The following is a 25,347-nucleotide window of genomic DNA, read 5'->3' as shown; positions in this document are numbered from 1 at the left end:
CGTAGGAGTCTGGTCCGTGTCTCAGTACCAGTGTGGGGGATAATCCTCTCAGACCCCCTACCTATCGTTGCCATGGTAAGCCGTTACCTTACCATCTAGCTAATAGGACGCATAGTCATCTTGTACCGATAAATCTTTAATTATAAACTGATGCCAGTTCACAACATTATGGAGTATTAATCTTCATTTCTAAAGGCTATCCTCCTGTACAAGGCAGATTCTATACGCGTTACGCACCCGTTCGCCGGTCGTCATCTGTAGCAAGCTACAATGTTACCCCTCGACTTGCATGTGTTAAGCCTGCCGCTAGCGTTCATCCTGAGCCAGGATCAAACTCTTCATTGTATAATCTTTAATATTATAAATGTTAAGTTCCAAAAGAATTTTTAACTTCGAAAAGTTATGGTTATTCTACTCTTTGTTTTACGCTGTCAATTTCAATATTTTCAATGAACGTATCGAGCCGATACCGACAGGTAATTTACATACCCCGTCTCTAAACTCAATCTCTTGTAGAAATACTAGACTCGAACTAGTGACTTAACGTCTTCCAAAATTTCTGTAACTACACCGCCTCCTTAAAGCGGATGCAAAAATACAAACTATTTTTAATCTGGCAAAAACTTTTTGAAGTTTTTTCTTAATTTGTTTCTCGCAATATTTTAATGAACTGTTTCCCTAAAAATCGGACTGCAAAGATACTTACTTTATCTCTTATTAAACAAGAAAAATTTAAACTATTTTTTAACCTTTTCTTAGCATATCTTAAACCCTATTTTAATGAACTCTTACTAACTTCTTAGCTTATCGCTTATCCGTTTGCGGGTGCAAATATAGATACCTTTTTCCATTCAACAAGTGCTTTTTTTGCCTTTTTTTTATAACTTTTTTTAACTCGCTATATTCTAATTATTTACATCTGAAGTTTTTTATTATCCACACCTACTCTGTGTGTCTTTTAACCATTTTAACAATGAGCTTCCCTATTGATGGGTGAACTTTGTTCTATATAATAGGTAGACAACTTGCGTTAGGGATTGAAGCGGCATCCTTTTATTTAAGTTGCGTTTAGCAGATTATATAAAAGATACAGCAGAAAGCCCGACAGTTTGTTGTGTTGTAGCGCAGTGAAAACAAGTGACAAAGTGAAACGCTCGCACCATTAAACCACCTTATGTGAAATACCTTATATATATATTGTATGAAAAATGCTTTTACAATATCTTTGCCATTAAAAATTTCCACTTGTAAGGGAATTATTTATAACAACTATATTATATAATGATAAAGATTACATTACCTGACGGGAGCGTCAAAGAGTTTGAGATGAATAGCACTCCAATGGATGTCGCTAAAAGTATTAGTGAAGGTTTAACTAGAAATGTTATTTCTGCAAGTTTTAACGGAACTACTGTTGAAACTTCTACTCCTTTAACAACAGATGGCTCGTTGGTTTTATATACATTTAATGATACTGCTGGTAAGAAAGCTTTTTGGCATTCATCTGCTCACGTATTAGCACAAGCTATTCAAGATTTTTATCCGAATGTAAAATTAACTATTGGACCTGCTATTGAAAACGGGTTTTACTATGATGTTGATTTTGGAGACGAAACTATTTCTGAAAAGGATTTTGATAAGATAGAAAAGAAGTTTTTAGAACGTGCTCGTGAAAAGGCAGAGTTTAAATTGCGTTCTATTTCAAAAGCTGATGCTTTAGCTTATTACAAAGCTCAAGACAATGAATATAAAGTAGAGCTTATTGAAGGTTTGGAAGATGGTGATATTACTTTTTGTGATCATAGTGACTTTACTGATTTATGTCGTGGAGGACATATTCCTAATACAGGGATTATCAAAGCTGTAAAAATCATGAATGTTGCTGGTGCTTATTGGCGTGGTGATGAAAAGAACAATCAATTAACTCGTGTATATGGAATTTCTTTCCCTAAACAAAAAGAGTTAAAGCAATATTTAGAACTACTTGAAGAGGCTAAAAAGCGTGACCACAGAAAACTTGGTAAAGAATTAGAGTTATTTACGTTTTCTCAAAAAGTTGGGCAAGGGTTACCTTTATGGCTACCTAAAGGTGCTGCTTTACGTGGACGTTTAGAAGATTTCTTAAAAGCTGCCCAAAAGAAAGCAGGTTACGAAATGGTAATGACACCTCATATTGGTCAGAAAGAACTATATGTTACTTCTGGGCACTATGCTAAATATGGTGAAGATAGTTTTCAACCGATTACTACTCCAAAAGCTGACGAAGAGTTTTTATTAAAACCTATGAACTGTCCGCATCATTGTGAGGTATACAATCATAAACCATATTCATATAAAGATTTACCTAAACGTTTTGCTGAATTTGGTACTGTATATAGATATGAACAAAGCGGTGAGCTTCATGGATTGACTCGTGTACGTGGTTTTACTCAAGATGATGCTCATATTTTTTGTACTCCTGAGCAATTAGATGAAGAGTTTAAGGATGTAATTGATTTAGTACTATATGTATTTGGGTCTTTAGGCTTTGAAGATTTCACAGCGCAAGTATCTATTAGAGATATGGATAATCTTGACAAGTACATTGGTTCAGTTGAAAACTGGGAAAAAGCAGAGCAAGCAATTATCAATGCGGCAAAGGATAAAGGTTTAGATTATGTGATTGAAGAAGGTGAAGCTGCCTTTTATGGTCCGAAATTAGACTTTATGGTTAAAGATGCTTTAGGCAGAAAATGGCAATTAGGAACTATTCAAGTAGATTATAATTTACCTGAACGTTTTGATTTACAATACAAAGGTGCCGATAACCAATTACACAGACCTGTAATGATTCACCGTGCTCCATTTGGTTCTATGGAGCGTTTTATTGCGGTTTTACTAGAGCACACAGGGGGTAATTTTCCTCTTTGGTTAACCCCTGAGCAAGTTATTGTACTGCCAATCAGTGAGAAATATCAAAAATATACGGAAAAAGTTTTAACTTTGTTAGAAAATTCCGAAATTCGCGCCCTCGTTGATAACCGTAACGAGAAGACTGGAAGAAAGATACGGGATGCTGAGGTTAGCAAAATACCTTTTATGGTTATTGTTGGTGAACAAGAAGAGGAAGATGGCACAGTATCTGTTAGAAAACATGGTGAAGGTGATTTAGGAACTTTTACTATAGAAGAGTTTGTTTCTCTAATACAGAAAGAAGTTAGTAAAACATTAGTTCCTTTTGGAAGTAAAAAAAATAGATAGTAATTTAAAATTTATAAGTCATAGCAATTAGAAGAAAAGGCGGTAGAAGACCCGCGAGAGTAATTAAAGAAGATCAACATAGAATTAATGAAAAAATTAGATATGTTGACGAAGTTCGTCTTGTAGGCGATAACTTGGAAGTTGGTGTATATCCATTAGCCAAAGCTAAAGAGATTGCACGAGAGTTAGAATTAGATTTGGTTGAAATTTCACCAAAAGCTGTTCCTCCTGTTTGTAAAGTTATTGATTACAAAAAATTCTTATATGAGCAAAAGAAACGTGAAAAAGCTTTAAAGGCTAAAGCTACTAAAGTTACCGTTAAGGAAATTCGTTTTGGACCTCAGACTGACGAACATGATTACGAGTTTAAAAAGAAGCATGCTGTTAAGTTCTTAAAGGACGGAGCTAAATTAAAAGCTTTCGTATTCTTCAAAGGGCGTTCAATTGTATTTAAAGAACAAGGACAAATTTTACTACTGAAATTAGCTCAAGAATTAGAAGAATACGGTAAGGTAGAGCAAATGCCTAAACTGGAAGGAAAACGTATGATTATGTTTATTGCCCCTAAAAAGGTTAAGTAAACAAATACAACGATAATATAAGCAAGATAAACTAAAGAACAAAGATGCCTAAAATTAAAACAAAGTCTAGCGCCAAGAAACGTTTCAAGTTAACTGGTACTGGGAAAATCAAAAGAAAGCACGCGTTTAAGAGTCACATCTTAACAAAGAAGTCTAAAAAACGTAAGCTTGCATTAACACACGCTACATTAGTACACAAGTCTGATGAAGCTAACATTAAGCAACAATTAGTTTTAAAATAATTGTTAGCAAGGGAATTTAATTATTAACCATGGAGTTAGGCTCAATAAAGTATCAAAATAACGATCGCCTACTACAAAAACAATTTGAATTATGCCAAGATCAGTAAATTCAGTAGCTTCAAGAAATAGAAGAAAAAAAATCTTGAAGCAAGCAAAAGGTTACTTTGGACGTCGTAAAAACGTTTACACAGTAGCGAAAAATGCGGTTGAAAAAGGAATGCTTTATGCATACCGTGACCGTAAAAACAACAAGAGAAACTTCCGTTCATTATGGATTCAACGTATTAACGCTGGAGCTCGTCAGTTCGGAATGTCTTACTCACAGTTTATGGGGAAAGTAAAAGCTAATAATATTGAGTTAAACCGTAAGGTTTTAGCTGATTTAGCTATGAACAACCCAGACGCTTTTAAGGCCATTGTAGAAAAAGTAAAATAAGTTTCATAACCTTGCTTATACTAAAAACCCAAACCTTAACGTTTGGGTTTTTTTAAACCATCTATATTTATCAATTGTACTAAAATATAAATCCTATGAAATTTTTAAGAATAGTATTCATTTTTATTTTTACTCAAAATATTATTGCTCAAACTAAATTATCTAAAGAACAGGTAAAGGCTTTACCTAACACTATTGAAAATCAGTTTTTGAAAACATATAAACTTTCTAACAACTGGCAAGAATATAAAATGATAAAGCGTAGTACTTTTTTAGATTTTCAAAAAAATGTACTTGATAGTATTTCTATAATGAAAAAAGATGCTGACGCCAAACAAGTAACGATTAGTGAGCAGCAAAAAAACATTACTGAGCTACAAACTAAAATAAATACATTAAATAAGGATTTAGCTATGTCTGTTAATAAAGAAGATACTATTTCTTTCGTAGGTATTCCACTTGGAAAAACAACTTATAATACTTTGGTTTGGGGTATTATTTTTGCTTTACTCGCTAGTTTAGCCTTTTTTGTTTATCGCTTTAATAATAGTTATGCCGTTACTAAAGGAACCAAAAGTTTACTAGAAGATGTTGAACAAGAGTTTGAACATTACAAAAAGAAATCGATAGAAAAAGAGCAAAAATTACGTCGTCAGTTACAAGATGAAATTAATAAACAACGCGGTGTGAATTAAGTCGCTTACAATTTTATAACTCATAACAAAAAAACAACCTTAGTTAGGTTGTTTTTTTGTTTATTATCCCTCTTCTTTTAATGAGTATAAAGTCACATAAGTATTTTGCAACATTAAAAAAATCATACGTCTTTAGTATAAAAATAAAATGGTATTAAACTTCAAAACATTCGTGTTTACTTTACTTATTAGCGGTATAATTATTAGTTGTAAAACAAAAAAAATCAACAAACAGATGATGTAGCTATGTTAATTTCAAATGAGCTAGATACTTTAGTTTCTAATTCTGAAATAAATGGGGCGTCTATAGGAGTTTTTACAAAGGAAAAACTTATGAAGTTCACAAAGGAGATATTAATCCTCCTACCAAAAATACGATTTATGAAATAGCTTCTTTATCAAAAACTTTTAATGGTAGTCTATTAGCACAAGCAATAACTGAAGAAAAAGTTTCTTTAGATCATGATATCAGAAATTATTTAAAAGGTAATTTCCCTAATTTAGAGTATCAAGGACAACCTATTACTTTTCGTCATTTGGTAACTCATAGAAGTGGTTTGCCTATTATTTTTCCAAACAAACCTGAAATATTTATTCCTTCAAACAAAGAAAAACTTCCTTTTCTAATAATAGACTTACAAAAAGGTTTTACAGAAAAAGATTTTTTCACCGAACTTCATAACGTAAGGATAGACACAATTCCTGGAACTAAGTTTGGATATTCAAATCCAGGGGCCAACTTATTAGGTTATTGTTTAGAGAATATTTATAAAATGCCTTTTGAGCAATTATTAAAGAAGAAAATATTAACCCCTTTAAAGATGAATAATACCAAAACAACTTTGACAGAAGAAGATAAAAAATTCTTAGCGCAAGGATACAATGGTAAAAATCAAAGAATGCCTTTTGAACCTGAAGTGCCTATGAAAGCTGTGGGAGGTATTCATTCTAGTGTAGAAGACATGATTAAATACATGAAGTTTCATTTGAAACAAAACAACGAAGTAATTGAAATATCTCACAAAAAACTACTTGAACTTTGGGAAGATTTCGGCAATGGCCTTTTCTGGCAAATATTAATTAGTGAAAACAAACCTGATATAATTTTTCAGAATGGTGGAGCTTTTGGTACTTCAAGTTGGCTAACTCTAATCCCCAACAAACAAATAGGTGTTTTTATAATTACTAATGAAAAAGACGACACCACCCATAGTTATTTAAAAAATACCATAGATAAAATTATAAATAATTTGAAATAAACAATTATTAATTAAAAAAATTCCGGGTAATAAACTCGGAATTTTATTTTATGTTTTAAAGCTGTTGTAATCAGTTGGAAAACTATTTTCTTTTAAAATAGAAAAATAAGATCTATTCCATTTACAACATTGATTTGAACTCATACCTTCGGAGTACAATTTTATTGTTTATGACAATCCTGAGATTACTCCGTTATTATCAATTGTCATCTTTTCAGATGCTGGTATTGCAGGTAACCCAGGCATACGCATCATTTTTCCTAAAATTGGAATGATAAACTGTGCTCCTGCTGCAATCTCTATTTCTCGAACCGTAATCGTAAACCCTTCTGGCCTTCCTATTAACTTATCATCATCAGAAAAAGATTTTTGAGTCTTCGCCATACAAATAGCAAAGTTGTTGAATCCTAAACGGTCTATCCTTCTTAGGTTTAATTCTGCCTTTTTATCATATACTACACTATCTGCTCCGTAAATTTCTTTAGCAATAGTTTCTATCTTTTCTTTTACAGGACTTTTCCAGTCGTATAAGGGCTTGTATTGTGTTGCTTTATTCTCTACTACATTAACCACCGCCTTAGCTAAGTTTTTAGTTCCTTCTCCTCCTTTTGCCCATCCTTCTGATACTACTGCTTGTACTCCTAACTCATCACAAGCATTAATTACAAACTTTACTTCTTCTTCTGAATCAGAAATAAATGAGTTGATCGCTACTACTGGTTCAATATTAAATTTTCTAATATTCTCAATATGCTTTTCTAAGTTTTTAAATCCGTTTTGCACACGTTCTAAACTCGGTGTATTGTATTCTTCTTTGAGAGAGCCTCCGTGGTGACGTAATGCTCTAATTGTAGCAACCAATACTACACATTTAGGATTTAATCCTGCATATTGTGATTTAATATTTAAAAATTTTTCTGCTCCTAAATCAGCACCAAAGCCAGCTTCAGTTACTACATAATTTGATAAAGATAATCCCATTTTAGTAGCGATAATAGTGTTTGTTCCTTGGGCTATATTCGCAAAAGGTCCTCCATGAATAATTGCTGGGTTTTCTTCTAAAGTTTGTACTAAATTTGGTTTAATAGCATCTTTTAATAAAATAGCCATTGCATCTTGAGCTTTTAAATCGCGAGCAAAAATTGGTTTTTTATCAAAAGTAAATCCTATGAAAATATTCCCTAGGCGTTCTTTCAAATCATTAAAACTTGTTGCCATACAAAGTATCGCCATTACTTCAGATGCTGGTGTAATATTAAACCCATCTTCACGAGGAATCCCATTAGCTGTACCTCCTAATCCAATGGTTATTTGCCGTAACGAACGATCATTCATATCAATTACACGTTTCCATAAAATGGTTCGTGGGTCGATATTTAAATTGTTCGTTTTGCTTTGTAAATTATTATCTATTAAAGCTGATAATAGATTGTTCGCTTTTTCAATTGCATTAAAATCTCCTGTAAAATGCAAATTAATATCTTCCATAGGAACTACTTGAGAGTATCCTCCTCCAGCAGCACCTCCTTTAATTCCAAAAACAGGCCCTAACGATGGCTCTCTTAATACTACAGTAGCTTGTTTTCCTACTTTGTTCAAACCTTCAGTTAAACCTATGGAGACAGTAGTCTTTCCTTCACCTGCTGGCGTAGGTGTCAATGCTGTAACCAACACCAAGTTGTTTTCTTTTACTTTCTCTTCATCTATCAAGTTTAAAGGGAGTTTAGCTTTGTATTTCCCATACATTTCTAAATCATCTTCATCTACTTGTAACTTACTAGCTATATACTTAATATGTTGTAATTCTTTTGCTTGAGCAATTTCAATATCGGTTAAATGCGCCATGGCAAATTGTTTAATTTTTAAGTTATTTTGTTATGCTAAAAGAGCGAGTAAATATACGTAATATAATCCCTATGAAAACTGATATTTGTTAGCAAATATTCTTTAATTATTATCTAATAAGATAAATATGGTAAAAGAATTGGCTTTTCATTTAATGAAACGCTATATTTGCACGTTTTTAAAATAAAGTCGATTTAAATTATTTACAATGCAAAACAAAGGATTAATTAAATTATTTGCTATACTTTTTGGTTTAGTAAGTATTTATCAATTATCGTTCACGTTTTTTGCCAATAAGGTAGAAGATAGTGCGAAACAGTATGCTAAGGCAAATGTTAGTGATAACAACGGAAGGTCTTTAGCTAGATATGAAAGAAAATACTTAGATAGCGTAGCTAACAAAGAGGTAGTAAACTTAGGATTTGCTAAGTACTCTTACGACGATATCAGAAACAAGGAAATGAACCTTGGTCTTGATTTAAAGGGGGGTATTAATGCAATTTTACAGGTATCGGTAAAAGATATCTTAATCGGATTATCTAACGATTCTCAAAACACAACTTTTAAGCAAGCATTAACAAATGCAGACGAAGCTCAAAAAGACAGCCAAGAGAATTACTTAGACTTATTCTACAACGAGTTTGAAAAATTAAGCAACGATGGTGTTAAGTTAAGCGACCCAAGCATTTTTGGAACAAAAGCTTTACGTGATAAAATAGACTTCAACAAAACAAACGAGCAGGTTAAATCGACTTTACAAGAAGAAATTAACACTTCTATCAACACTGCTTTTGAAGTATTGCGTAGCCGTATTGATAAATTCGGGGTGGTACAACCAAACATTCAACGTATTGGTACTTCTGGAAGAATTCAAGTAGAATTACCTGGAGCAAAAGATATTGATCGTGTAGAAAAATTATTGCAAAGTACTGCTGAATTACAGTTCTGGGAAGTACATACGAATGCAGACGTACAAAGCTTTTTCTTTGCAGCAAACGCAAAAGTTGCGGAGATGCTTAAAGATGATTCAACTACGGAGAAAGTTAAAGACACTACTAAAGCTGACAATGATATTGATGATTTATTAGGAGAATCTTCAGATTCAACTAATGTTGAAACTCAAAAGAATTTATTCACTTACTTATTTCCAAATGTGGCTCAAAGTCAACAGCAAGTAAGTTCTTTAGTTGCACAAGCAAGAGTTCAAGATACCGCAAAAGTAAACAGTTTTTTAAAGAATAAAGAAATAACAGCTTTATTACCAAACAACTTAAAGTATACTAAGTTCTTATGGGATTATAAATCTCAACCAGGAGCAGATGGAACAGAAGTTATTGGTTTATACGCTATTAAATCTAACAGAAAAGATAAAGCTCCAATTGATGGTGACGTAATTGCTGACGCTAAGCAAGAATACGACCAATTAAGCAAGCCTGTTGTATCTATGTTAATGAATGGTTCAGGAACTAAGCAGTGGGCAAAGATGACTAGCGAAAATGTTGGTAAATATGTTGCCGTGGTATTAGATAACTATGTATATACTGCACCAGTAGTAAATGGGGCTATTACAGGAGGTAGCACGCAAATTTCTGGTGGTACCATGACAGTAACTGAAGCGCAAGATATTTCAACCGTATTAAAAGCGGGTAAGTTACCAGCTCCAGCTCGTATAATACAAGCACAGGTTGTTGGTCCATCTTTAGGTAAAGAATCTATTGATGCCAGTTTATGGTCGTTCGGGTTAGCTATTATTTTAGTCTTAGTTTGGATGTTCTTATACTATGGTAAAGCAGGGTTATATGCTAATATTGCTTTGGTAGTAAACATTTTATTCATCTTCGGATGGCTAGCTTCATTCGGAGCTGTATTAACACTACCTGGTATTGCAGGTATTATCTTAACCATTGGTATGTCAGTGGACGCCAATGTGATTATTTTTGAACGAATTAAAGAAGCGTTAAATGGTGGTAAAAACTTATCAGAGTCAGTAGATGAAGGATTTAGTTTTAAAGGAGCTTTATCTGCAATTATTGATGCTAATATTACAACTTTTTTAACGGGAGTTATTTTATTTGTTTTTGGTACTGGACCTATTAAAGGTTTTGCATACACCTTAATGTTGGGTATTGGTACTTCTTTATTTACCGCTATTTTTATAACACGCCTTTTTATTGACGGTGGTGTTAATAAAGGAAGTAATTTAACTTTCAATACTAATATATCTAAAGATTGGTTTAAAAACATTAATGTTGAATTCTTACAAAAGCGTAAGATTGCTTACATTATTTCAGGGTTCTTTATTCTAGTTGGTTTAGTGTCTATTTTCACAGTAGGATTAAAACAAGGAGTGGATTTTAAAGGAGGACGTTCATATATAGTTCGTTTTGACGAAGCTATGAAAAGTAACGAAGTAGCAGATGCTTTAAAAGATGTATTTGGTTCTGCTCCTGAAGTAAAAACTTATGGTTCTGATCATCAATTAAAAATTACTACTGCCTTTAAAATTGACGAAGTAGGAAAAGAGGTTGATCAAAATGTTCAAAGTGCTTTATACAACGGTTTAAAACCTTATTTAGGCGATACTACTTATGAAGACTTCAAACCAGGTTTTGAAAAAGCTGGAAATGGAATTATGAGTTATATGAAAGTAGAACCTACTATTGCTGATGATATTAAGCAGGCTGCTTTATGGGCAGTATTAGGCTCATTAATAGTAGTATTCTTATATATCTTATTACGCTTTAGAAAAATGGCCTATTCTATCGGTGCGGTAGTAGCTGTTTTCCATGATGTATTGGTAGTATTAGGTGTGTTCTCTTTATTATACAAATTCATGCCATTTGATATGGAAATCGGTCAATCTTTTATCGCTGCAATCTTGACAGTAGTAGGATATTCATTAAATGATACCGTAGTAATTTTTGATAGAATTAGAGAATTTACAGAAGGTAAAAATACAGTTACTGCTAGCTTAGTTAATAAAGCTTTAAGCAGTACTTTAGGAAGAACCATCAACACCTCTCTAACAACATTACTAGTAATGTTAGCTATTTTCTTCTTTGGGGGAGATAGTATTAAAGGATTTATGTTCGCATTAATCGTAGGTGTGGTAGTAGGTACTTACTCTTCTTTATTTGTTGCAACGCCAATTATGTTTGACGTTTCTAAAAAAGAGGAAAACAAGTAATTCTTACATAAACATACATAAAACCGTTTTGAAGTTTATTCAAAACGGTTTTTTCATTTAATATCAAGCAACTATCTTTGCACTTTCTAAATATAAGATGAAAATTACAAAACTTCACGATTTATACTTTAAAGAATTTATTTCTGCTGATGAAATTTCAGCTATCGTAACTTCTTTAGCAATACAAGTTAAAAACGATCTACCCAAAGATGAAATTCCTTTTTTTATAGGGATTTTAAACGGATGCTTTGTTTTTACTGCCGATTTCTTACGTAAGTACAACGGAAACTGTGAAATGAGTTTTGTCAAACTTTCTTCTTACGAAGGCACAACTTCAACAGAGAATGTGAAAAATTTAATTGGTCTTAATGAAGACTTATCGGGTCGTACTGTTATTATCTTAGAAGATATTATTGATACAGGTACTACCCTTCAAGAGATTTATGAAATCTTTAAAACAAAAAACTTAAAAGAATTAAAAATAGTAACACTTTTTTATAAGCCAGATGTATACCGTAAAGAGCTACCCATAAACTATGTTGGAAAAAGCATTGAAGATAAGTTTATAGTTGGTTACGGGTTAGACTACAAAGGTTATGGTAGAAATTTACCTGCTATTTATCAATTAACAACACAACCCAACATGAAAAACATCGTATTATTCGGCCCTCCAGGAGCAGGAAAAGGTACTCAAGCAGAAGTTTTAAAAGAAAAATACAATTTAGTACACATATCTACAGGAGAGGTTTTCCGTTTTAATATTAAAAATGAAACTGAATTAGGTTTATTAGCAAAGAAGTATATTGATGCTGGTGATTTAGTTCCTGATGAAGTTACTATTAACATGCTAAAAGAGGAAGTAAATAAAAATTCAGATGCATCTGGATTTATTTTTGATGGATTCCCTCGTACAGAATCTCAAGCAAAAGCCTTAGATACTTTTTTAGCTGAAAAAGGTGAACGTATAAACGGAATGGTGGCTTTAGAAGTTCCAGAAGATTTACTAGTTGGACGTTTATTAGAAAGAGGAAAAACGAGTGGTCGTTCTGACGATATGGATGAAAGTAAAATCCGTAATCGCTTTAACGAATACAATACTAAAACGGCTATTTTAAAAGATTTTTACCAAGCACAAGGTAATTATTACGGAATAAATGGTGTAGGTTCTATTGAAGAAATTACACAACGTTTATCAGACGTATTTGACACACTATAATACCTTATTATGATACTACTGTAAGCTCAGTAATGTCATAATATAAAGAATATAATATTAACAAAGTTTCTACCTTAGTAGGAATGACATTACAGAAGAAATGACTGAAGGAAATTTTGTCGACTATATTAAAGTCTACGCGTCATCAGGTAAAGGTGGTCGTGGATCTGCACACTTACACCGCGAAAAGTACATTACTAAAGGGGGACCAGATGGTGGAGATGGTGGTCGTGGTGGACACGTAATTATTCGTGGTGATAAGAATATGTGGACACTTTTCCATTTAAAATTTAAACGTCACTTCAGAGCTGAACATGGTGGTGACGGTAGTAGTAGCCGAAGTACAGGACATGATGGTGATGATGTTATCATACCCGTTCCATTAGGAACTATTATTCGTGATGCTGATACTGATGAAATTTTACACGAAGTCATAGAAGATGGAAAAGAAATCATCTTATTAGAAGGTGGTAAAGGAGGTCGTGGAAACTGGCACTTTAAATCTTCAACTAACCAAACCCCTCGTTATGCTCAACCTGGTATTGACGGCTTAGAGGGTTGGTATCGTATTGAATTAAAAGTTTTAGCTGATGTTGGTTTGGTAGGTTTCCCTAACGCAGGAAAGTCTACCTTATTATCTGTAATCACAGCTGCCAAACCTAAAATTGCTGATTACGCTTTTACAACCTTAAAACCTAATTTAGGAATTGTAGAGTACCGTAACCATCAAAGTTTTGTGATGGCCGACATTCCTGGAATTATTGAAGGTGCCGCCGAAGGAAAAGGTTTAGGACATCACTTTTTACGTCATATTGAACGTAACGCTGCCCTACTATTTTTAATTCCTGCCGATAGCGAGGATATAAAAAAGGAGTATGAAATTTTGTTGAATGAATTACGTAAACATAACCCCGAATTACTAGATAAAGATCGTTTATTAGCTATCTCAAAATCGGATATGTTAGACGATGAATTAAGAGAGGAGATTAAACAAGATTTACCTAAAGGTATTGAAACTTTATTTATTTCATCTGTTGCTCAACAAGGTTTAATGGAATTAAAAGATAAATTATGGCAGATGTTGAATTAATTTCAACTTCAATAAGAATATCAAAAAGCAATACTCTAGCACACCTAACATGAATAAAAATACACCATAATAACATATTTTTGTATCTATTTACTATTCTTAAGTCTTTCGATAATAGCTCAAAATAAAAATAATCAGTCCTTTAGTATTATACTTTTTTGATAATCAAAACAACAAACACTGTATGAGATTATAATAAATTATCGAAATGAACGACAGGCTAAAAAAGCCGTAAAAATCCTTTTTGGCAAACCTAACTTTAATCAAGTTGAATGGAGAATTAAAACTCAAGGTATTCCTAAAGTTTGAAGTTGGGTTTATAAAAACAAACTTGTCGTAGTTACTAAAACCCTAAGCAGTAAGTGGATTAATAGATTGAACAAAAAATAAAAAAGCAATATACTTATATATCAACTAATTTAATTGAACCTGTGAATATAAGCCACTTAGAAAAAGTTAATCTAAGAAAGTTTAATTTATAAAATCTAAAAAAGAAACTTGGAAAATTCAATCGTATTTGAGAGGTTAAAAAATTGAAAAAAAATATTTTCAATGACTGTGATAAATGGCAGGGAATTTTCAATAAAATTTAAAAACCAAAAAGACATTTTTAAGCCCTTGTTATTCTTCACAAAACCTTTATAATCAAGAAAAAAATAAAATACTCTTCTTAAAAAATCCGTTTAGCAATAACAAACTCTTCTTTCCAATACGTTTCATCCATAGAAGACACTATTACTCCCTGCGAGGTTGTAGAGTGAATAAAACGAATATCACCTTTGTCAATAGATGTTACAAGTCCTACATGATTTATTCCTCCTTCTAAGCGAGATATATCAAAAAATAATAAATCACCAGATTGTACCTTTTTTAAACTTATTTTCTCGCCCTTAACACTCATAGCACTTGATGAACGTGGTAACTGAACACCTACTTTCTTAAAAGATATATATACCAACCCAGAACAATCCATTCCTCTACGAGTAGTACCTCCTGCTTTATATGGAACATCTTTGTAAGAATTGGCGATTGCTAAAAGTTCCATAATTATTGGATTTTCTATTTGGTTTTCTGAAAATTCCTGTTTACTACTACCTTGATTTACATAGCGAAAAACTATAAAACCAAGTAAAAGAAACAAAAAAAGTATCCGCCTATTCATATACTATAATACTCGCTTGGCTTCAATAAAAGCACGTTTCCAATAATGTTCGTGTAGTGAGGTTACAATAACTCCTTGTGAAGTAGTTGAGTGAATAAAACGAACATCGCCATTATCAACAGAAGTTACTAAACCAACATGGTTTATACGCCCTCTTCTTCTAGAAGTTTTAAAAAATAACAAATCGCCTCTTTGTACTTCTCGTAACGGAATCCTTTCTCCTTGTCTATACATTTCATGAGAACTTCTGGCAATAGGCACGTTTCGTTGTTTAAACGAGGTGAAAATCAATCCAGAACAATCCATTCCTCTTTTGCTCATTCCACCAAAGCGATAAGGTACTCCTTTATAAGTTACTGCTGTCCAAACAATTTTATCGGCAACTGTTACTTCTTTTACTACGACCTCTTCTGTAACCTCTGACTTAGTACTTGCAACATCAACTTTTCTAGGTGTCATTGTTGAAGCTGTTTTTTGATAGGTACTACTCACATTTTTTGACGATCCGCATGAAGTCATAAAAAATGATAGTGTACATAAAAAGAGGATTTTTTTAATCATAATTTATTTTATTTTTTCAATCCATCAACAATTAATTTGGCAGTTTTTGCAGAAGCTCCTTTGCCTCCTAACTTCTGTTCCAAATCAAAATACGACAAAAACAATTGTTGACGATGTTCAGACTCTAAAATACGTGCTAACTCATGTTTTAAATTTTCCTTAGTAAAATCGTTTTGTATCAATTCTTTCACCACTTCCCTATCCATAATCAAATTCACCAATGAGATATAACGCAACGTAATAATTCGTTTAGCAATTTGGTATGAAATATTATTTCCTTTATAGCAAACTACTTGAGGGACTTTAAACAGAGCCGCTTCTAATGTTGCGGTTCCAGATGCTACCAACGCAGCATATGAAATACTTAATAAATCATAGGTTTTATTATTAATGAATTTTACATTTACATCGCCTATTATTTGTTGATAAAATTCATAAGATTGACTTGGGGCTCCAGCTACTACAAATTGATATTTTGGAAAATCATTAACTAGTGAAAGCATTACCGATAACATTTTTGTTATTTCTTGTTTTCTACTTCCAGGTAACAGTGCTATAATTTCTTTATGACCTAAACTGTGTTCTTCTCTAAACTTTTCTATAGAAACTTGCTTTCTTCCTGCGATTTCATCAATTAATGGGTGTCCAACAAAATTTACATCATATTCGTATTTTTTATAAAACTCTTTTTCAAATGGAAGAATTACGAACATTTCATCTATATCTCGTTTGATATCTTTTACCCTACCTGCTCTACTTGCCCAAACTTGTGGTGATATATAATAATTGGTTTTAAAGCCTTGTTGTTTTGCCCATTTAGCAATACGAAGATTGAAACCTGAATTATCAATAAAAAGAATTACATCTGGATTGAATTGAACGATGTCTTTTTTACAAAAAGAAATCATTCCTAAAATCTTACGCAAGTTTATTAGCACCTCAACAAAGCCCATAAAAGCACGTTCCTTATAATGCTTTACAAGCTCACCCCCAACCTCTTGCATTAAATCTCCTCCCCAAAAACGAATATCTGCTTTTGGGTCTTCTTGTAATAATGCCTTCATTAAATTAGCTCCGTGCAAATCACCAGAAGCCTCTCCAACAAGAATGTAATATTTCATCTACTAAATTTAGAAAAATTTAAAAAACACTGTTAATAATGCCACTACAATTGTAGTTATTAATACTCCTCTTGCTCTATAATCTTGTTTCTTTTTTAAAAACACCCAAAAAACAAATAAGTTAGGTATGGCAGCTAATGCTATGACTGAACCTAACACTCCTCCTTGCCTAACTTTAGAAATAGTTTCTGAGAAACTAAGATCTGACATGTATTCTAAGTATAGAAAAAAGCCACAGGTTGTTGCAAATAATGAGATTAAAATACCAATAAATATTTCCTTTCTTATATGTCCCATGTATGTAACTTTTGAATTGCGTGATGTGCTGTCATATCAAACTGAACAGGCACTACAGATATAAATCCATTTTCTAATGCCCAAATATCAGTATCCTGACCTTTATCTCTATTAATAAACTCACCAGAAAGCCAGTAATATTCTTTTCCAAATGGGCTTTTACGTTTATCAAATGTTTCTTTCCAATAACCATTAGCTTGACGGCATATACGAACTCCTTTTATCTCGTCTTCTTTTAGCTTTGGAATGTTTACGTTTAAAATTACTCCATCAGGTAATCCATTCAATAAAACATTTAACGCTATTTTCTCTATAAACTTTCGTGCTGCTCTAAAATCTGCATGCCAATCAAAGTCTAAAAGTGAAAATCCTATTGCAGGAATCCCTTCGATACCAGCCTCAACTGCAGCGCTCATTGTGCCAGAATAAATTACATTAATTGATGAATTTGCTCCATGATTAATTCCAGAAACACATAAATCTGGTGTACGATTTAAAATTTCATTCTTTGCCATTTTAACACAATCTGCCGGTGTACCAGAACAACTATATTCTATTTGCGGGCCTTCATCAATAGTAATAGGGTTACAATGCAATACATTGTTAACCGTAATAGCATGCCCCATTCCACTTTGAGGGCTGTCAGGCGCTACTACAACTACATCACCAATCTTATTCATAATTTCAATTAACATACGAATTCCTGGAGCAGTAATTCCATCATCATTCGTAACCAAAATTAAAGGTCTATCTTGCATAGTAAGTAAGTTTTACAACAAATGTAACATAAATAATGGATTCTTTTTTTAACATTTTTTAAAGATAGATTGGTTTTATTTATGTGTAAAATTGTGGTAATCAAACCTAAACATTATGGTACGTATTATTGTTTATGTAACTATTTTTATTGTTTCTTCTTTTTTCTCTATTATTTCTGCACAAGATAAGCCTATCAAACCCTGCAGTGAAATTAGTTATTCTGAATTTAATTTTTGGATAGGAAATTGGGATGTATACAATACTAAAGGGGAACTCATAGGACACAATATAGTTGTGAAAATGCCCAATGCATGTGCTATTCAAGAAAACTGGACTTCAAAAACATCAAAAAGTAAAGGAACTAGTTACAACTATTACAACAAAACAAACAACACTTGGAATCAAGTATGGATTGACAACACCGGTTTTTCATTAGTTTTAAAAGGTAGTTTTAAAGACAACACTATGGTTTTAAAAAGTGATCTTGTAGTAAATGACAACGGTGATTATTACAATCGAATTACTTGGACTAAGAACAAAGATAGTTCTGTAACTCAAGTATGGGATTACCTTGATAAGGATAATAAAAAAATTAAAGAAGTTTTTAGAGGGATCTATAAAAAAAGATAAACCTAAAAAAAATTGGCATTATTTTAGTAGCTTAGCAATACAAGTACTCAATACAAAATTAAACAAGACAGAAGATTTTATGAAGACGAAATTTATTATACCATTTTTAACAATTACTCTTTTATTTTCTAACTCAGTTAGTTCTAGTACACTTCCTAATAATGACCCTGAAAAAGATCGTGTAATTGTTTATGTTTTAAAAAATATTTTAAGCAGGTATCATTATGTACAAAAAGAATTGGATGATGATTTTTCAGAACATGTATATACTAATTTTATAGACGGACTTGATCCTAGTAAACGATATTTTACACAAAAAGACCTAAAAGAATTTTCAAAGTATAAATACCAAATTGACAACCAATTAAGAGAATCTAATATTGATTTTTACAAATTGGTTTATAATCGTTTTTTAGAAAAAATGGAGTCGGGTAAAAAGACCTATCGTTCTTTATTAAAACAACCTTTCAATTATAAAAAGAAGGAAACTATTGATATTGATTATGACAAAGTTCCGTATGCTGAAAACGAAACCGAATTAATCAATTACTGGAGAAAACAATTAAAATTATCGATTTTAAGTAATATTGAAGATGCCGAAAACCAACAAAACGAAAAAGCTAAAAAAGATAAGAATTTTAAAAAGAAAAGTTTTAAAGAATTAGAGACTGAAGCAAGAAAGAAAGTCCTAAAAAATATGGACGATTTATACATGCGTATTGGTGAGCTTGAGAACTCTGATTGGTATTCTACATTTTTAAATAGTGTAGTTAGTGGTTTTGACCCGCACACAACCTACATGTCTCCACGAATTAAAACCCGTTTCGATCAAGAAATGTCTGGTAAATTAGAAGGGATTGGAGCTCGTTTGCAGAAAAAAGGAATTTACACTCACATTATTGAGTTAATTTCTGGAGGCCCAGCATGGAAACAAGGTGAATTAGAAGCTGACGATATTATTTTAAAAGTTGCACAAGGTGATGAAGAGCCTTTAGATATTGTTGGAATGCGTTTAGATGACGCTATAAAATTTATCAAAGGAAAAAAAGGAACAGAAGTTCGTTTAACTGTAAAGAAAAAAATTGATGGTTCTATTAAAGTAATCCCAATTATTAGAGATGTAGTTGAGCTTGAAGAAACTTTTGTAAAGTCGAGTATTGTTGAAAAAAATGGTAAAAAATATGGAGTTATCAACCTTCCTAGATTCTATATAGATTTTAATGACTTAAGCCGTAGAGATGCTGCCAAAGACATGGAAAAAGAAATTGAACGTTTAAAAAAAGAAGATGTTCAAGGTTTAATTGTTGATTTACGTGATAATGGTGGTGGATCATTAAAAACAGCTATTGAAATTGGTGGTTTATTTATCAACAAAGGACCAATTGTTCAAGTAAAATACCGTGGTGAAGATCCTTTAGTAAAGATTGATACAGACCCAAAAATTCAATGGGAAGGACCTTTGGTAGTAATGGTTAATGAATTTTCTGCTTCAGCTTCTGAAATTTTTGCTGCTGCAATGCAAGACTATAAGCGTGGTGTTATTATTGGTGGTAAACAAACTTACGGTAAAGGAACCGTGCAAAATGTATTACCTATAAACCGTTTTTACGAACAATACCCTAACGATTTAGGTGCTTTAAAAATGACCATTCAAAAATTTTATAGAATTAATGGTGGCTCTACTCAAATTGAAGGAGTTTATTCTGATATTTCTTTACCTACCCGATATAGTTATATGGATTTTGGAGAACGTGATTTAGATGGTGCTTTACCTTGGGATAAGGTACAGCAAGCAAAATATACTGCTACAAATTCATATAGTAACTTTGCTGATGTAGTATACAACAGTAAGCAACGTGTAATGAATAACGAAAAGTTTAATAAAATAAACGACTATGCTAAATGGTTAAAGAAAAACCAAGAAGAAAGAATTTATTCTTTAAACTACAAAGCCTTTAAGGAAGAAAACGAAGCTAAAACTAAAGAAGGAGAACAATTTAAAGACATTTTTAAATTTGATTCTCATCTAACTTTTGTGTCTCCTAAGTATGAGTTAAACTTATTTAAAAAGGATACTGTTTTAGAAGAAAAAAGAGTTGCATGGCACAAAAACCTTCAAAAAGACATTTATGTAAATGAAGCGTTAAACGTTCTTGACGAATTGAAAATGAACAATAATCATGTGGCTGTAAAACATTAAAAAAAGGGTTCACTTGAACCCTTTTTCTTTTTGCTTCCTCTTATGCTAAAAAATACTTTTTTAAATCTGCTAGCCAGCTATTCAAACGATAACAACTTCAATATTTTATTATGGCAAGAAATAGAAGAGCATTATACTAGTAAAAAAAGACATTATCACACATTAGAACATCTTGAAAATTTGCTTTTTCAACTAACTCCTATAAGAACTAAAATAAGTCATTGGAACACAATTTTATTCACGCTGTTTTATCATGATATTATCTATAATTCTTTAAAAAATAATAATGAAGAAAAAAGTGCAGAGTTAGCTGCTAAAAGGATGAAACAACTTTCAGTACCTAAAGAAATTATAGAAAATTGCTATTCTCAGATTTTAGCCACTAAATCTCATAAAACATCTGAAGATTCAAACACCAACTACTTTACAGATGCTGATTTATCAATTTTGGGTCAAAACTGGGAAGTATATACTCAATATTATAAAAATGTTCGGAAAGAATACGCATTCTATCCTAATATAGTTTATAACTCTGGGCGTAAAAAAGCTTTACAACACTTTTTAACTATGAAAAATATATTCAAAACAGAATACTTTCACCAAAAGTTCGAGGAAACAGCACGAAAAAATATTCAGAAAGAAATTGAACTATTATAATAGCTCAATTTTAACTACTAATCCTTCATTAGAGCGAACATTAAACACTGTTTCATCTTCAAAAATTAAGTATTGCCCTTTAATACCTACTAATTTACCTGTGTAACTTTCTTCCTTTTCTAAATTTAAGCTTTTAGGTTTTTTAGGAAACTTTTCAACTGGAAATTTAATATTAGTTTCAGTGTTATTAGCTATATAATATTCTTTAGCTTCATCAGGAATAAACTCTTGCAACTTTTCTCTCCACTCTACTAAGTTCTCATCCTTAATATCATTCTTTAGCATGGTTCTCCAATTTGTTTTATCTGCAACATGCTCTTTTAAGGCAACTTCAGTAATTCCGGCTAAATAACGATTAGGTACCTCAACAATTTCAATAGCTTCATGTGCGCCTTGATCTATCCAACGAGTTGGTACCTGTTGCTTTCTTGTTACTCCTACCTTTACATTACTTGAGTTTGCCAAATACACAATATGTGGTTGTAACTGTACCTTTTTTTCATATTCTAAATTCCTATCTTCCTCTCCTAAATGCGCTTTACTTAATTCAGGACGCATTATCCAATCACCTGCTGTTGGAATTTCAAAAAAGCATTTTTTACAAAACCCCTGACGATATATTTTCTTTTCTAAATGACAATTTAAACACTCGTAAGTAACAAAGTTTAAGGTTAACTCCTTATTCAATAACTGGTTCATATTCAAAAAATCAGCTCCCATATCTAAATAATACTGAACTGTGCTTAAATTTTCAGTAGGCATTTTTTTTAAAACTCCTTGGTATTGCATGTCTTAAATTTTGTTACATTTAGCTTCACAAAATTACAGTAAAAAAACTGAATTAAGAGTTAATCTATGACGTTTCCATTTATAAATTCAATCATTTCTTGGTTCTTAAAAAAGCGTAAACATCAAGTGGAGCTATTTTTAAAGTACCCTGTTGATGTTCAAAATGAACTATTATTAAAACTTGTAAGTGTTGCAAAAAATACTGAATTTGGAAAACAGCAAGATTTTTCTTCAATTAAAAATTATAGTGATTTTGCTAATAACGTTCCCATTCAACGTTATGAAAGTATTGAGCCACTTATTGAGCGCTGTCGAAAAGGTGAACAGAATTTATTTTGGCCTACTCCTATTCGTTGGTTTGCCAAATCAAGCGGAACTACTAATGCAAAGAGTAAATTCATTCCTGTAAGTGATGAAGCCATTGAAGGTTGTCACATGAAAGCAGGAAAGGATATGTTATGTTTATACATTAACAACAACGAAGATGCCAAGTTGTTTACAGGAAAAGGATTGCGTTTAGGAGGAAGCTCTGCTGTATACGAAGACAACAATACTTATTTTGGTGATTTATCAGCCATTATTATTGAAAACATGCCTTTTTGGGCAGACTTTAGCTCTGCTCCTAAACAAGAAACTGCATTAATGGGTGAATGGGAAACAAAAATGGAAGCCATTATTAATGAAACCATACATGAAAATATTACAAGTTTAATAGGAGTTCCTTCTTGGATGCTAGTACTACTAAATAGAGTACTTGAAAAAACTGGAAAGGATAATATATTAGAAGTTTGGCCCAATTTAGAAGTTTATTTTCATGGAGGTATCAACTTCAATCCTTATCGTGAGCAGTATAAAAAACTAATTCCGAGAGACGATTTTAAGTATTATGAAACTTATAATGCTTCAGAAGGTTTTTTTGCGATTCAAGACCGTAATAATTCTGATGAGATGCTATTAATGTTAGATTATGGTATTTTTTATGAGTTTATTCCTATGAGTGAATATAACGGAGAAAACTCAACAGCTATTCCTCTTTCTGAAGTTAAGAAAAATGTAAACTATGCAGTAATTATTACGACCAATGGAGGTTTATGGCGTTATTTAATTGGTGATACTCTCAAGTTCACTTCAACAAGCCCTTATCGTATAAAAATTACTGGACGTACCAAGCATCATATTAATGTTTTTGGTGAAGAATTAATTATAGAAAACTCAGAAGAAGCTTTAAAAGCTGCAAGTGATAAGACCAATTGTGAAGTTAAGGAATATACTGTTGGCCCTATTTTTATGAACGGAAAAGAAAATGGTGCCCATGAATGGATTATAGAATTTGAAAAACCTCCTGAAAATCTTGCTTTTTTTACTGAAATGTTAGATAATGCCTTAAAAAATTGCAATTCAGATTACGAAGCTAAACGTTATAATAATATGACTTTAGCTATGCCTAAGGTACATCAAGCCCGCCAAGGATTATTTTACGAATGGATGAAAGAAAAAGGAAAGTTAGGTGGTCAACATAAGATTCCTCGTTTATCAAATAGTCGAGATTTTGTTGAAGAACTTTTAAAGTTATAATTCTAATTTACCTCAATCTTAACTGGTAACTTGTATTTTATTGTTACTGGAATACCTCTTTTCATCGCTGGACTAACTCTAGGTAATTTTTCTACTACCAACCTTATAATACTATCTAATTCTGGTAATTGACTAGTAACTATGTCAGAGGCTGTAACTTTTCCTAAAACAAACTTTCCATCCTTATTAATTAAAACATCAATTAACACCTCTTCATCTAGGCTGTTTTTAGTCACAAAATTATATTCTTGTAAACTTTCAGTTATTCTTTTATAAATTTCTTCTCTAAAACAATTAATTCTTGCTTCATTAAGTAAGTTTTTACATTTACTAAAAGAAGGAAACTCATCTACTTTTGTAAAGTCTACAACAGTATCTACAGCCTTTCCATTTTCTTTTTTTAAATATGAAAAGAAGTCGCAAGAAGAACATAGTAAAGCACAAAGTAAAAAAGCTACATAGCGAAAACTCATCTTATTGATTTTAAGATTAATATACAAATTAAATACTATTGTAAAATCTCTCCTTGTAAAAAATAGTACTTTTTAATTTCTTTTAATCTTGCTTCAGCATGTTTTGTTAATACCGAATCTTTTCTTTCAAAACGATTTACATAATCTTTGTAATGTTTATAAGCTATTCTTTTATCCTTGTAATAATCTTCGCTAGTTTTAGCTAGTTGATACAAGGCTTTATAGTTTTTCCTATTCTCTTCAAAAGATCTTTTATAAGACTTTACCTCTTCTTTAAGGTTGCCTAATTCTTTATACACTCTAGCTAATTGGTAATACTCAACATCTCTTGATTCTTTACCCGCAAAAGTTGCCACCATATAATCTAGCTGAGCTTTATAAAACTTTTTCTTTTCAAAATTGATATCACCTAAATAGGTATATGCTTTAAAATCTGACCTATCAATTCTTATAGCCTTATTAAAGTACTTTTTTGCTTTGTCATATTTCTTTAGGTTAAAATAACAGCGCCCTAACATTTTTTGTGTGTAATGTTCGTTAGGCTCTAGAGTATCAATTCTTTTCAAAAATTGAATGGCTTCAGTAAACTTCTCTTTTCTATATAAATTGTTAATTTTCAACTTATTTAAGTTGATATGATTTGGGCTCACTACCAAACCTCTATTTACAAAAATGTTTGCTGAATCTTTATCTCTTAATAAAGTATAGGCTAATGCTAAGCGGTGAATAGATTTAATGTGGGTTGTATCATTTTTATAAGCCTCTAAAAAACTATTAATTTTTAGATTTCTCTTTTTTAGCATTCCATAAGCAATTCCTAATCGGTAATGGTAATTTGCATTCGTACTATCTTGCTTAATAATGTTTTTAAAAGTATCTATTGCTTTAGCTGGTTGCTTTGTTTGTGCATACAGTTTTCCGAGTTGATACTGAATAAGTATGTTTTCAGCATCCTTATTTACAATACCTTCATAAACATCAATAGCTTTTTGTAGTTTTTTCTCTTTTTTATATGCTTTTGCTAACCTTACTTTTACTGAATAATCATCTTTTAACTCCAATGCTTTTTCATAATATAAAGAGGCCTTTTTATAATTATCAATGGATGCATAAATTGATGCTACTTTTGAAGTTGACTGAAAAGTAGTGTCTAACTCATGTAACTTTGTTAGTGCTGTTTGATAGCGTCCTATATTTACTAAACTATCTATTGTTTTAAAAGTCGAAACTTGTGCATCAACTTTTAAAATTCCCATTACAAAAACAATAAGTAAAATTTTAGTTCTCATGTTTCTATTTTTGGTTTTCAATTGGTTATTTATGACCAATGTA

General features: G+C 31.8%; 22 protein-coding genes and 1 rRNA gene. 13 read left to right on the top strand and 10 right to left on the bottom strand.

What is annotated here, in order from left to right:
- A 16S ribosomal RNA gene (locus tag ACKTSW_RS03155) occupies nucleotides 1–345 on the bottom strand; the annotation flags it as partial.
- 936 nt (nucleotides 346–1,281) lie between these two features.
- Between ACKTSW_RS03155 and thrS the strand changes: the two genes are divergently transcribed.
- The 6 genes from thrS (at nucleotide 1,282) to ACKTSW_RS03125 (ending at nucleotide 6,453) form a co-directional block, all read left to right on the top strand.
- The gene (thrS, locus tag ACKTSW_RS03150) at nucleotides 1,282–3,240 is read left to right on the top strand and encodes a threonine--tRNA ligase (protein WP_408023817.1); all 1,959 of its coding nucleotides are present in this window, start codon (nucleotides 1,282–1,284) and stop codon (nucleotides 3,238–3,240) included.
- A gap of 62 nt (nucleotides 3,241–3,302) precedes the next feature.
- Nucleotides 3,303–3,821, top strand: a complete 519-nt coding sequence (infC, locus tag ACKTSW_RS03145; RefSeq protein ID WP_408023819.1) for a translation initiation factor IF-3 — start codon at nucleotides 3,303–3,305, stop codon at nucleotides 3,819–3,821.
- 44 nt (nucleotides 3,822–3,865) lie between these two features.
- On the top strand, nucleotides 3,866–4,063 hold the full coding sequence (rpmI, locus tag ACKTSW_RS03140; RefSeq protein ID WP_047790515.1) for a 50S ribosomal protein L35: 198 nt from the start codon (nucleotides 3,866–3,868) through the stop codon (nucleotides 4,061–4,063).
- A 91-nt stretch (nucleotides 4,064–4,154) separates the two neighbouring features.
- Nucleotides 4,155–4,499 carry a 50S ribosomal protein L20 gene (rplT, locus tag ACKTSW_RS03135; RefSeq protein WP_408023816.1) on the top strand — a complete coding sequence of 115 codons (345 nt, stop codon included), beginning with the start codon at nucleotides 4,155–4,157 and terminating at the stop codon, nucleotides 4,497–4,499.
- 95 nt (nucleotides 4,500–4,594) lie between these two features.
- Nucleotides 4,595–5,194, top strand: coding sequence for a hypothetical protein (locus ACKTSW_RS03130; RefSeq protein WP_408023815.1), 600 nt, complete (start codon nucleotides 4,595–4,597; stop codon nucleotides 5,192–5,194).
- A gap of 353 nt (nucleotides 5,195–5,547) precedes the next feature.
- Complete coding sequence (locus ACKTSW_RS03125) at nucleotides 5,548–6,453, top strand: serine hydrolase domain-containing protein (RefSeq protein ID WP_408023818.1); 906 nt, start codon at nucleotides 5,548–5,550, stop codon at nucleotides 6,451–6,453.
- A gap of 168 nt (nucleotides 6,454–6,621) precedes the next feature.
- Here the strand turns inward: ACKTSW_RS03125 and ACKTSW_RS03120 are convergent, their stop codons facing one another.
- Nucleotides 6,622–8,298: a formate--tetrahydrofolate ligase gene (locus ACKTSW_RS03120; protein ID WP_408023813.1), complete on the bottom strand. Its 1,677-nt coding sequence runs from the start codon at nucleotides 8,296–8,298 to the stop codon at nucleotides 6,622–6,624.
- Nucleotides 8,299–8,506: 208 nt separating this feature from the next.
- Here ACKTSW_RS03120 and secDF point away from each other — a divergent pair, with 208 nt between their 5' ends.
- From secDF to obgE, 3 genes are all read left to right on the top strand, one after another.
- Nucleotides 8,507–11,485, top strand: a complete 2,979-nt coding sequence (gene secDF / locus ACKTSW_RS03115) for a protein translocase subunit SecDF (protein ID WP_408023812.1) — start codon at nucleotides 8,507–8,509, stop codon at nucleotides 11,483–11,485.
- A 97-nt stretch (nucleotides 11,486–11,582) separates the two neighbouring features.
- On the top strand, nucleotides 11,583–12,701 hold the full coding sequence (locus tag ACKTSW_RS03110) for an adenylate kinase (protein ID WP_408023811.1): 1,119 nt from the start codon (nucleotides 11,583–11,585) through the stop codon (nucleotides 12,699–12,701).
- A 100-nt stretch (nucleotides 12,702–12,801) separates the two neighbouring features.
- Complete coding sequence (gene obgE / locus ACKTSW_RS03105; protein WP_408023810.1) at nucleotides 12,802–13,791, top strand: GTPase ObgE; 990 nt, start codon at nucleotides 12,802–12,804, stop codon at nucleotides 13,789–13,791.
- Nucleotides 13,792–14,461: 670 nt separating this feature from the next.
- Here the strand turns inward: obgE and ACKTSW_RS03100 are convergent.
- The 5 genes from ACKTSW_RS03100 to surE all read right to left on the bottom strand — a co-directional run bounded on the left by ACKTSW_RS03100 (nucleotide 14,462) and on the right by surE (nucleotide 17,690).
- Nucleotides 14,462–14,836: a C40 family peptidase gene (locus ACKTSW_RS03100; RefSeq protein WP_408023809.1), complete on the bottom strand. Its 375-nt coding sequence runs from the start codon at nucleotides 14,834–14,836 to the stop codon at nucleotides 14,462–14,464.
- A gap of 120 nt (nucleotides 14,837–14,956) precedes the next feature.
- Nucleotides 14,957–15,514 (bottom strand): C40 family peptidase, encoded by a 558-nt coding sequence (locus tag ACKTSW_RS03095; protein ID WP_408023808.1) that lies wholly within the window; start codon nucleotides 15,512–15,514, stop codon nucleotides 14,957–14,959.
- 8 nt (nucleotides 15,515–15,522) lie between these two features.
- On the bottom strand, nucleotides 15,523–16,635 hold the full coding sequence (gene lpxB / locus ACKTSW_RS03090; protein WP_408023807.1) for a lipid-A-disaccharide synthase: 1,113 nt from the start codon (nucleotides 16,633–16,635) through the stop codon (nucleotides 15,523–15,525).
- A gap of 9 nt (nucleotides 16,636–16,644) precedes the next feature.
- Nucleotides 16,645–16,932: a hypothetical protein gene (locus ACKTSW_RS03085; protein WP_408023806.1), complete on the bottom strand. Its 288-nt coding sequence runs from the start codon at nucleotides 16,930–16,932 to the stop codon at nucleotides 16,645–16,647.
- A complete protein-coding gene (gene surE, locus ACKTSW_RS03080; RefSeq protein ID WP_115901697.1) occupies nucleotides 16,920–17,690 on the bottom strand; it encodes a 5'/3'-nucleotidase SurE in 771 nt (256 codons plus the stop codon). The genes ACKTSW_RS03085 and surE overlap by 13 nt, the downstream gene beginning before the upstream one ends.
- 115 nt (nucleotides 17,691–17,805) lie before the next feature.
- Here surE and ACKTSW_RS03075 point away from each other — a divergent pair, with 115 nt between their 5' ends.
- From ACKTSW_RS03075 to ACKTSW_RS03065, 3 genes are all read left to right on the top strand, one after another.
- The gene (locus tag ACKTSW_RS03075; protein WP_408023805.1) at nucleotides 17,806–18,321 is read left to right on the top strand and encodes a hypothetical protein; all 516 of its coding nucleotides are present in this window, start codon (nucleotides 17,806–17,808) and stop codon (nucleotides 18,319–18,321) included.
- A gap of 79 nt (nucleotides 18,322–18,400) precedes the next feature.
- A complete protein-coding gene (locus ACKTSW_RS03070) occupies nucleotides 18,401–20,521 on the top strand; it encodes a carboxy terminal-processing peptidase (protein WP_408023804.1) in 2,121 nt (706 codons plus the stop codon).
- A 42-nt stretch (nucleotides 20,522–20,563) separates the two neighbouring features.
- Complete coding sequence (locus tag ACKTSW_RS03065; protein WP_408023803.1) at nucleotides 20,564–21,178, top strand: HD domain-containing protein; 615 nt, start codon at nucleotides 20,564–20,566, stop codon at nucleotides 21,176–21,178.
- Here the strand turns inward: ACKTSW_RS03065 and ACKTSW_RS03060 are convergent.
- A complete protein-coding gene (locus ACKTSW_RS03060) occupies nucleotides 21,173–21,967 on the bottom strand; it encodes a DUF2797 domain-containing protein (protein WP_408023802.1) in 795 nt (264 codons plus the stop codon). The two genes, ACKTSW_RS03065 and ACKTSW_RS03060, sit on opposite strands and share 6 nt — an antisense overlap.
- 66 nt (nucleotides 21,968–22,033) lie before the next feature.
- Between ACKTSW_RS03060 and ACKTSW_RS03055 the strand changes: the two genes are divergently transcribed.
- The gene (locus ACKTSW_RS03055) at nucleotides 22,034–23,542 is read left to right on the top strand and encodes a GH3 auxin-responsive promoter family protein (RefSeq protein ID WP_408023801.1); all 1,509 of its coding nucleotides are present in this window, start codon (nucleotides 22,034–22,036) and stop codon (nucleotides 23,540–23,542) included.
- Nucleotides 23,543–23,544: 2 nt separating this feature from the next.
- Here the strand turns inward: ACKTSW_RS03055 and ACKTSW_RS03050 are convergent, their stop codons facing one another.
- The gene (locus ACKTSW_RS03050; RefSeq protein ID WP_408023800.1) at nucleotides 23,545–24,015 is read right to left on the bottom strand and encodes an energy transducer TonB; all 471 of its coding nucleotides are present in this window, start codon (nucleotides 24,013–24,015) and stop codon (nucleotides 23,545–23,547) included.
- 35 nt (nucleotides 24,016–24,050) lie between these two features.
- Nucleotides 24,051–25,304: a tetratricopeptide repeat protein gene (locus ACKTSW_RS03045; protein WP_408023799.1), complete on the bottom strand. Its 1,254-nt coding sequence runs from the start codon at nucleotides 25,302–25,304 to the stop codon at nucleotides 24,051–24,053.
- Between the last annotated feature and the right edge of the window lie 43 nt (nucleotides 25,305–25,347).

It is taken from the genome of Tenacibaculum sediminilitoris, from assembly GCF_964513795.1.
In the GTDB taxonomy this organism is placed as follows: domain Bacteria; phylum Bacteroidota; class Bacteroidia; order Flavobacteriales; family Flavobacteriaceae; genus Polaribacter; species Polaribacter sediminilitoris.
Note: the sequence above shows the minus strand (reverse complement) of the source record. Positions and strands in the feature narration are given on the sequence as shown.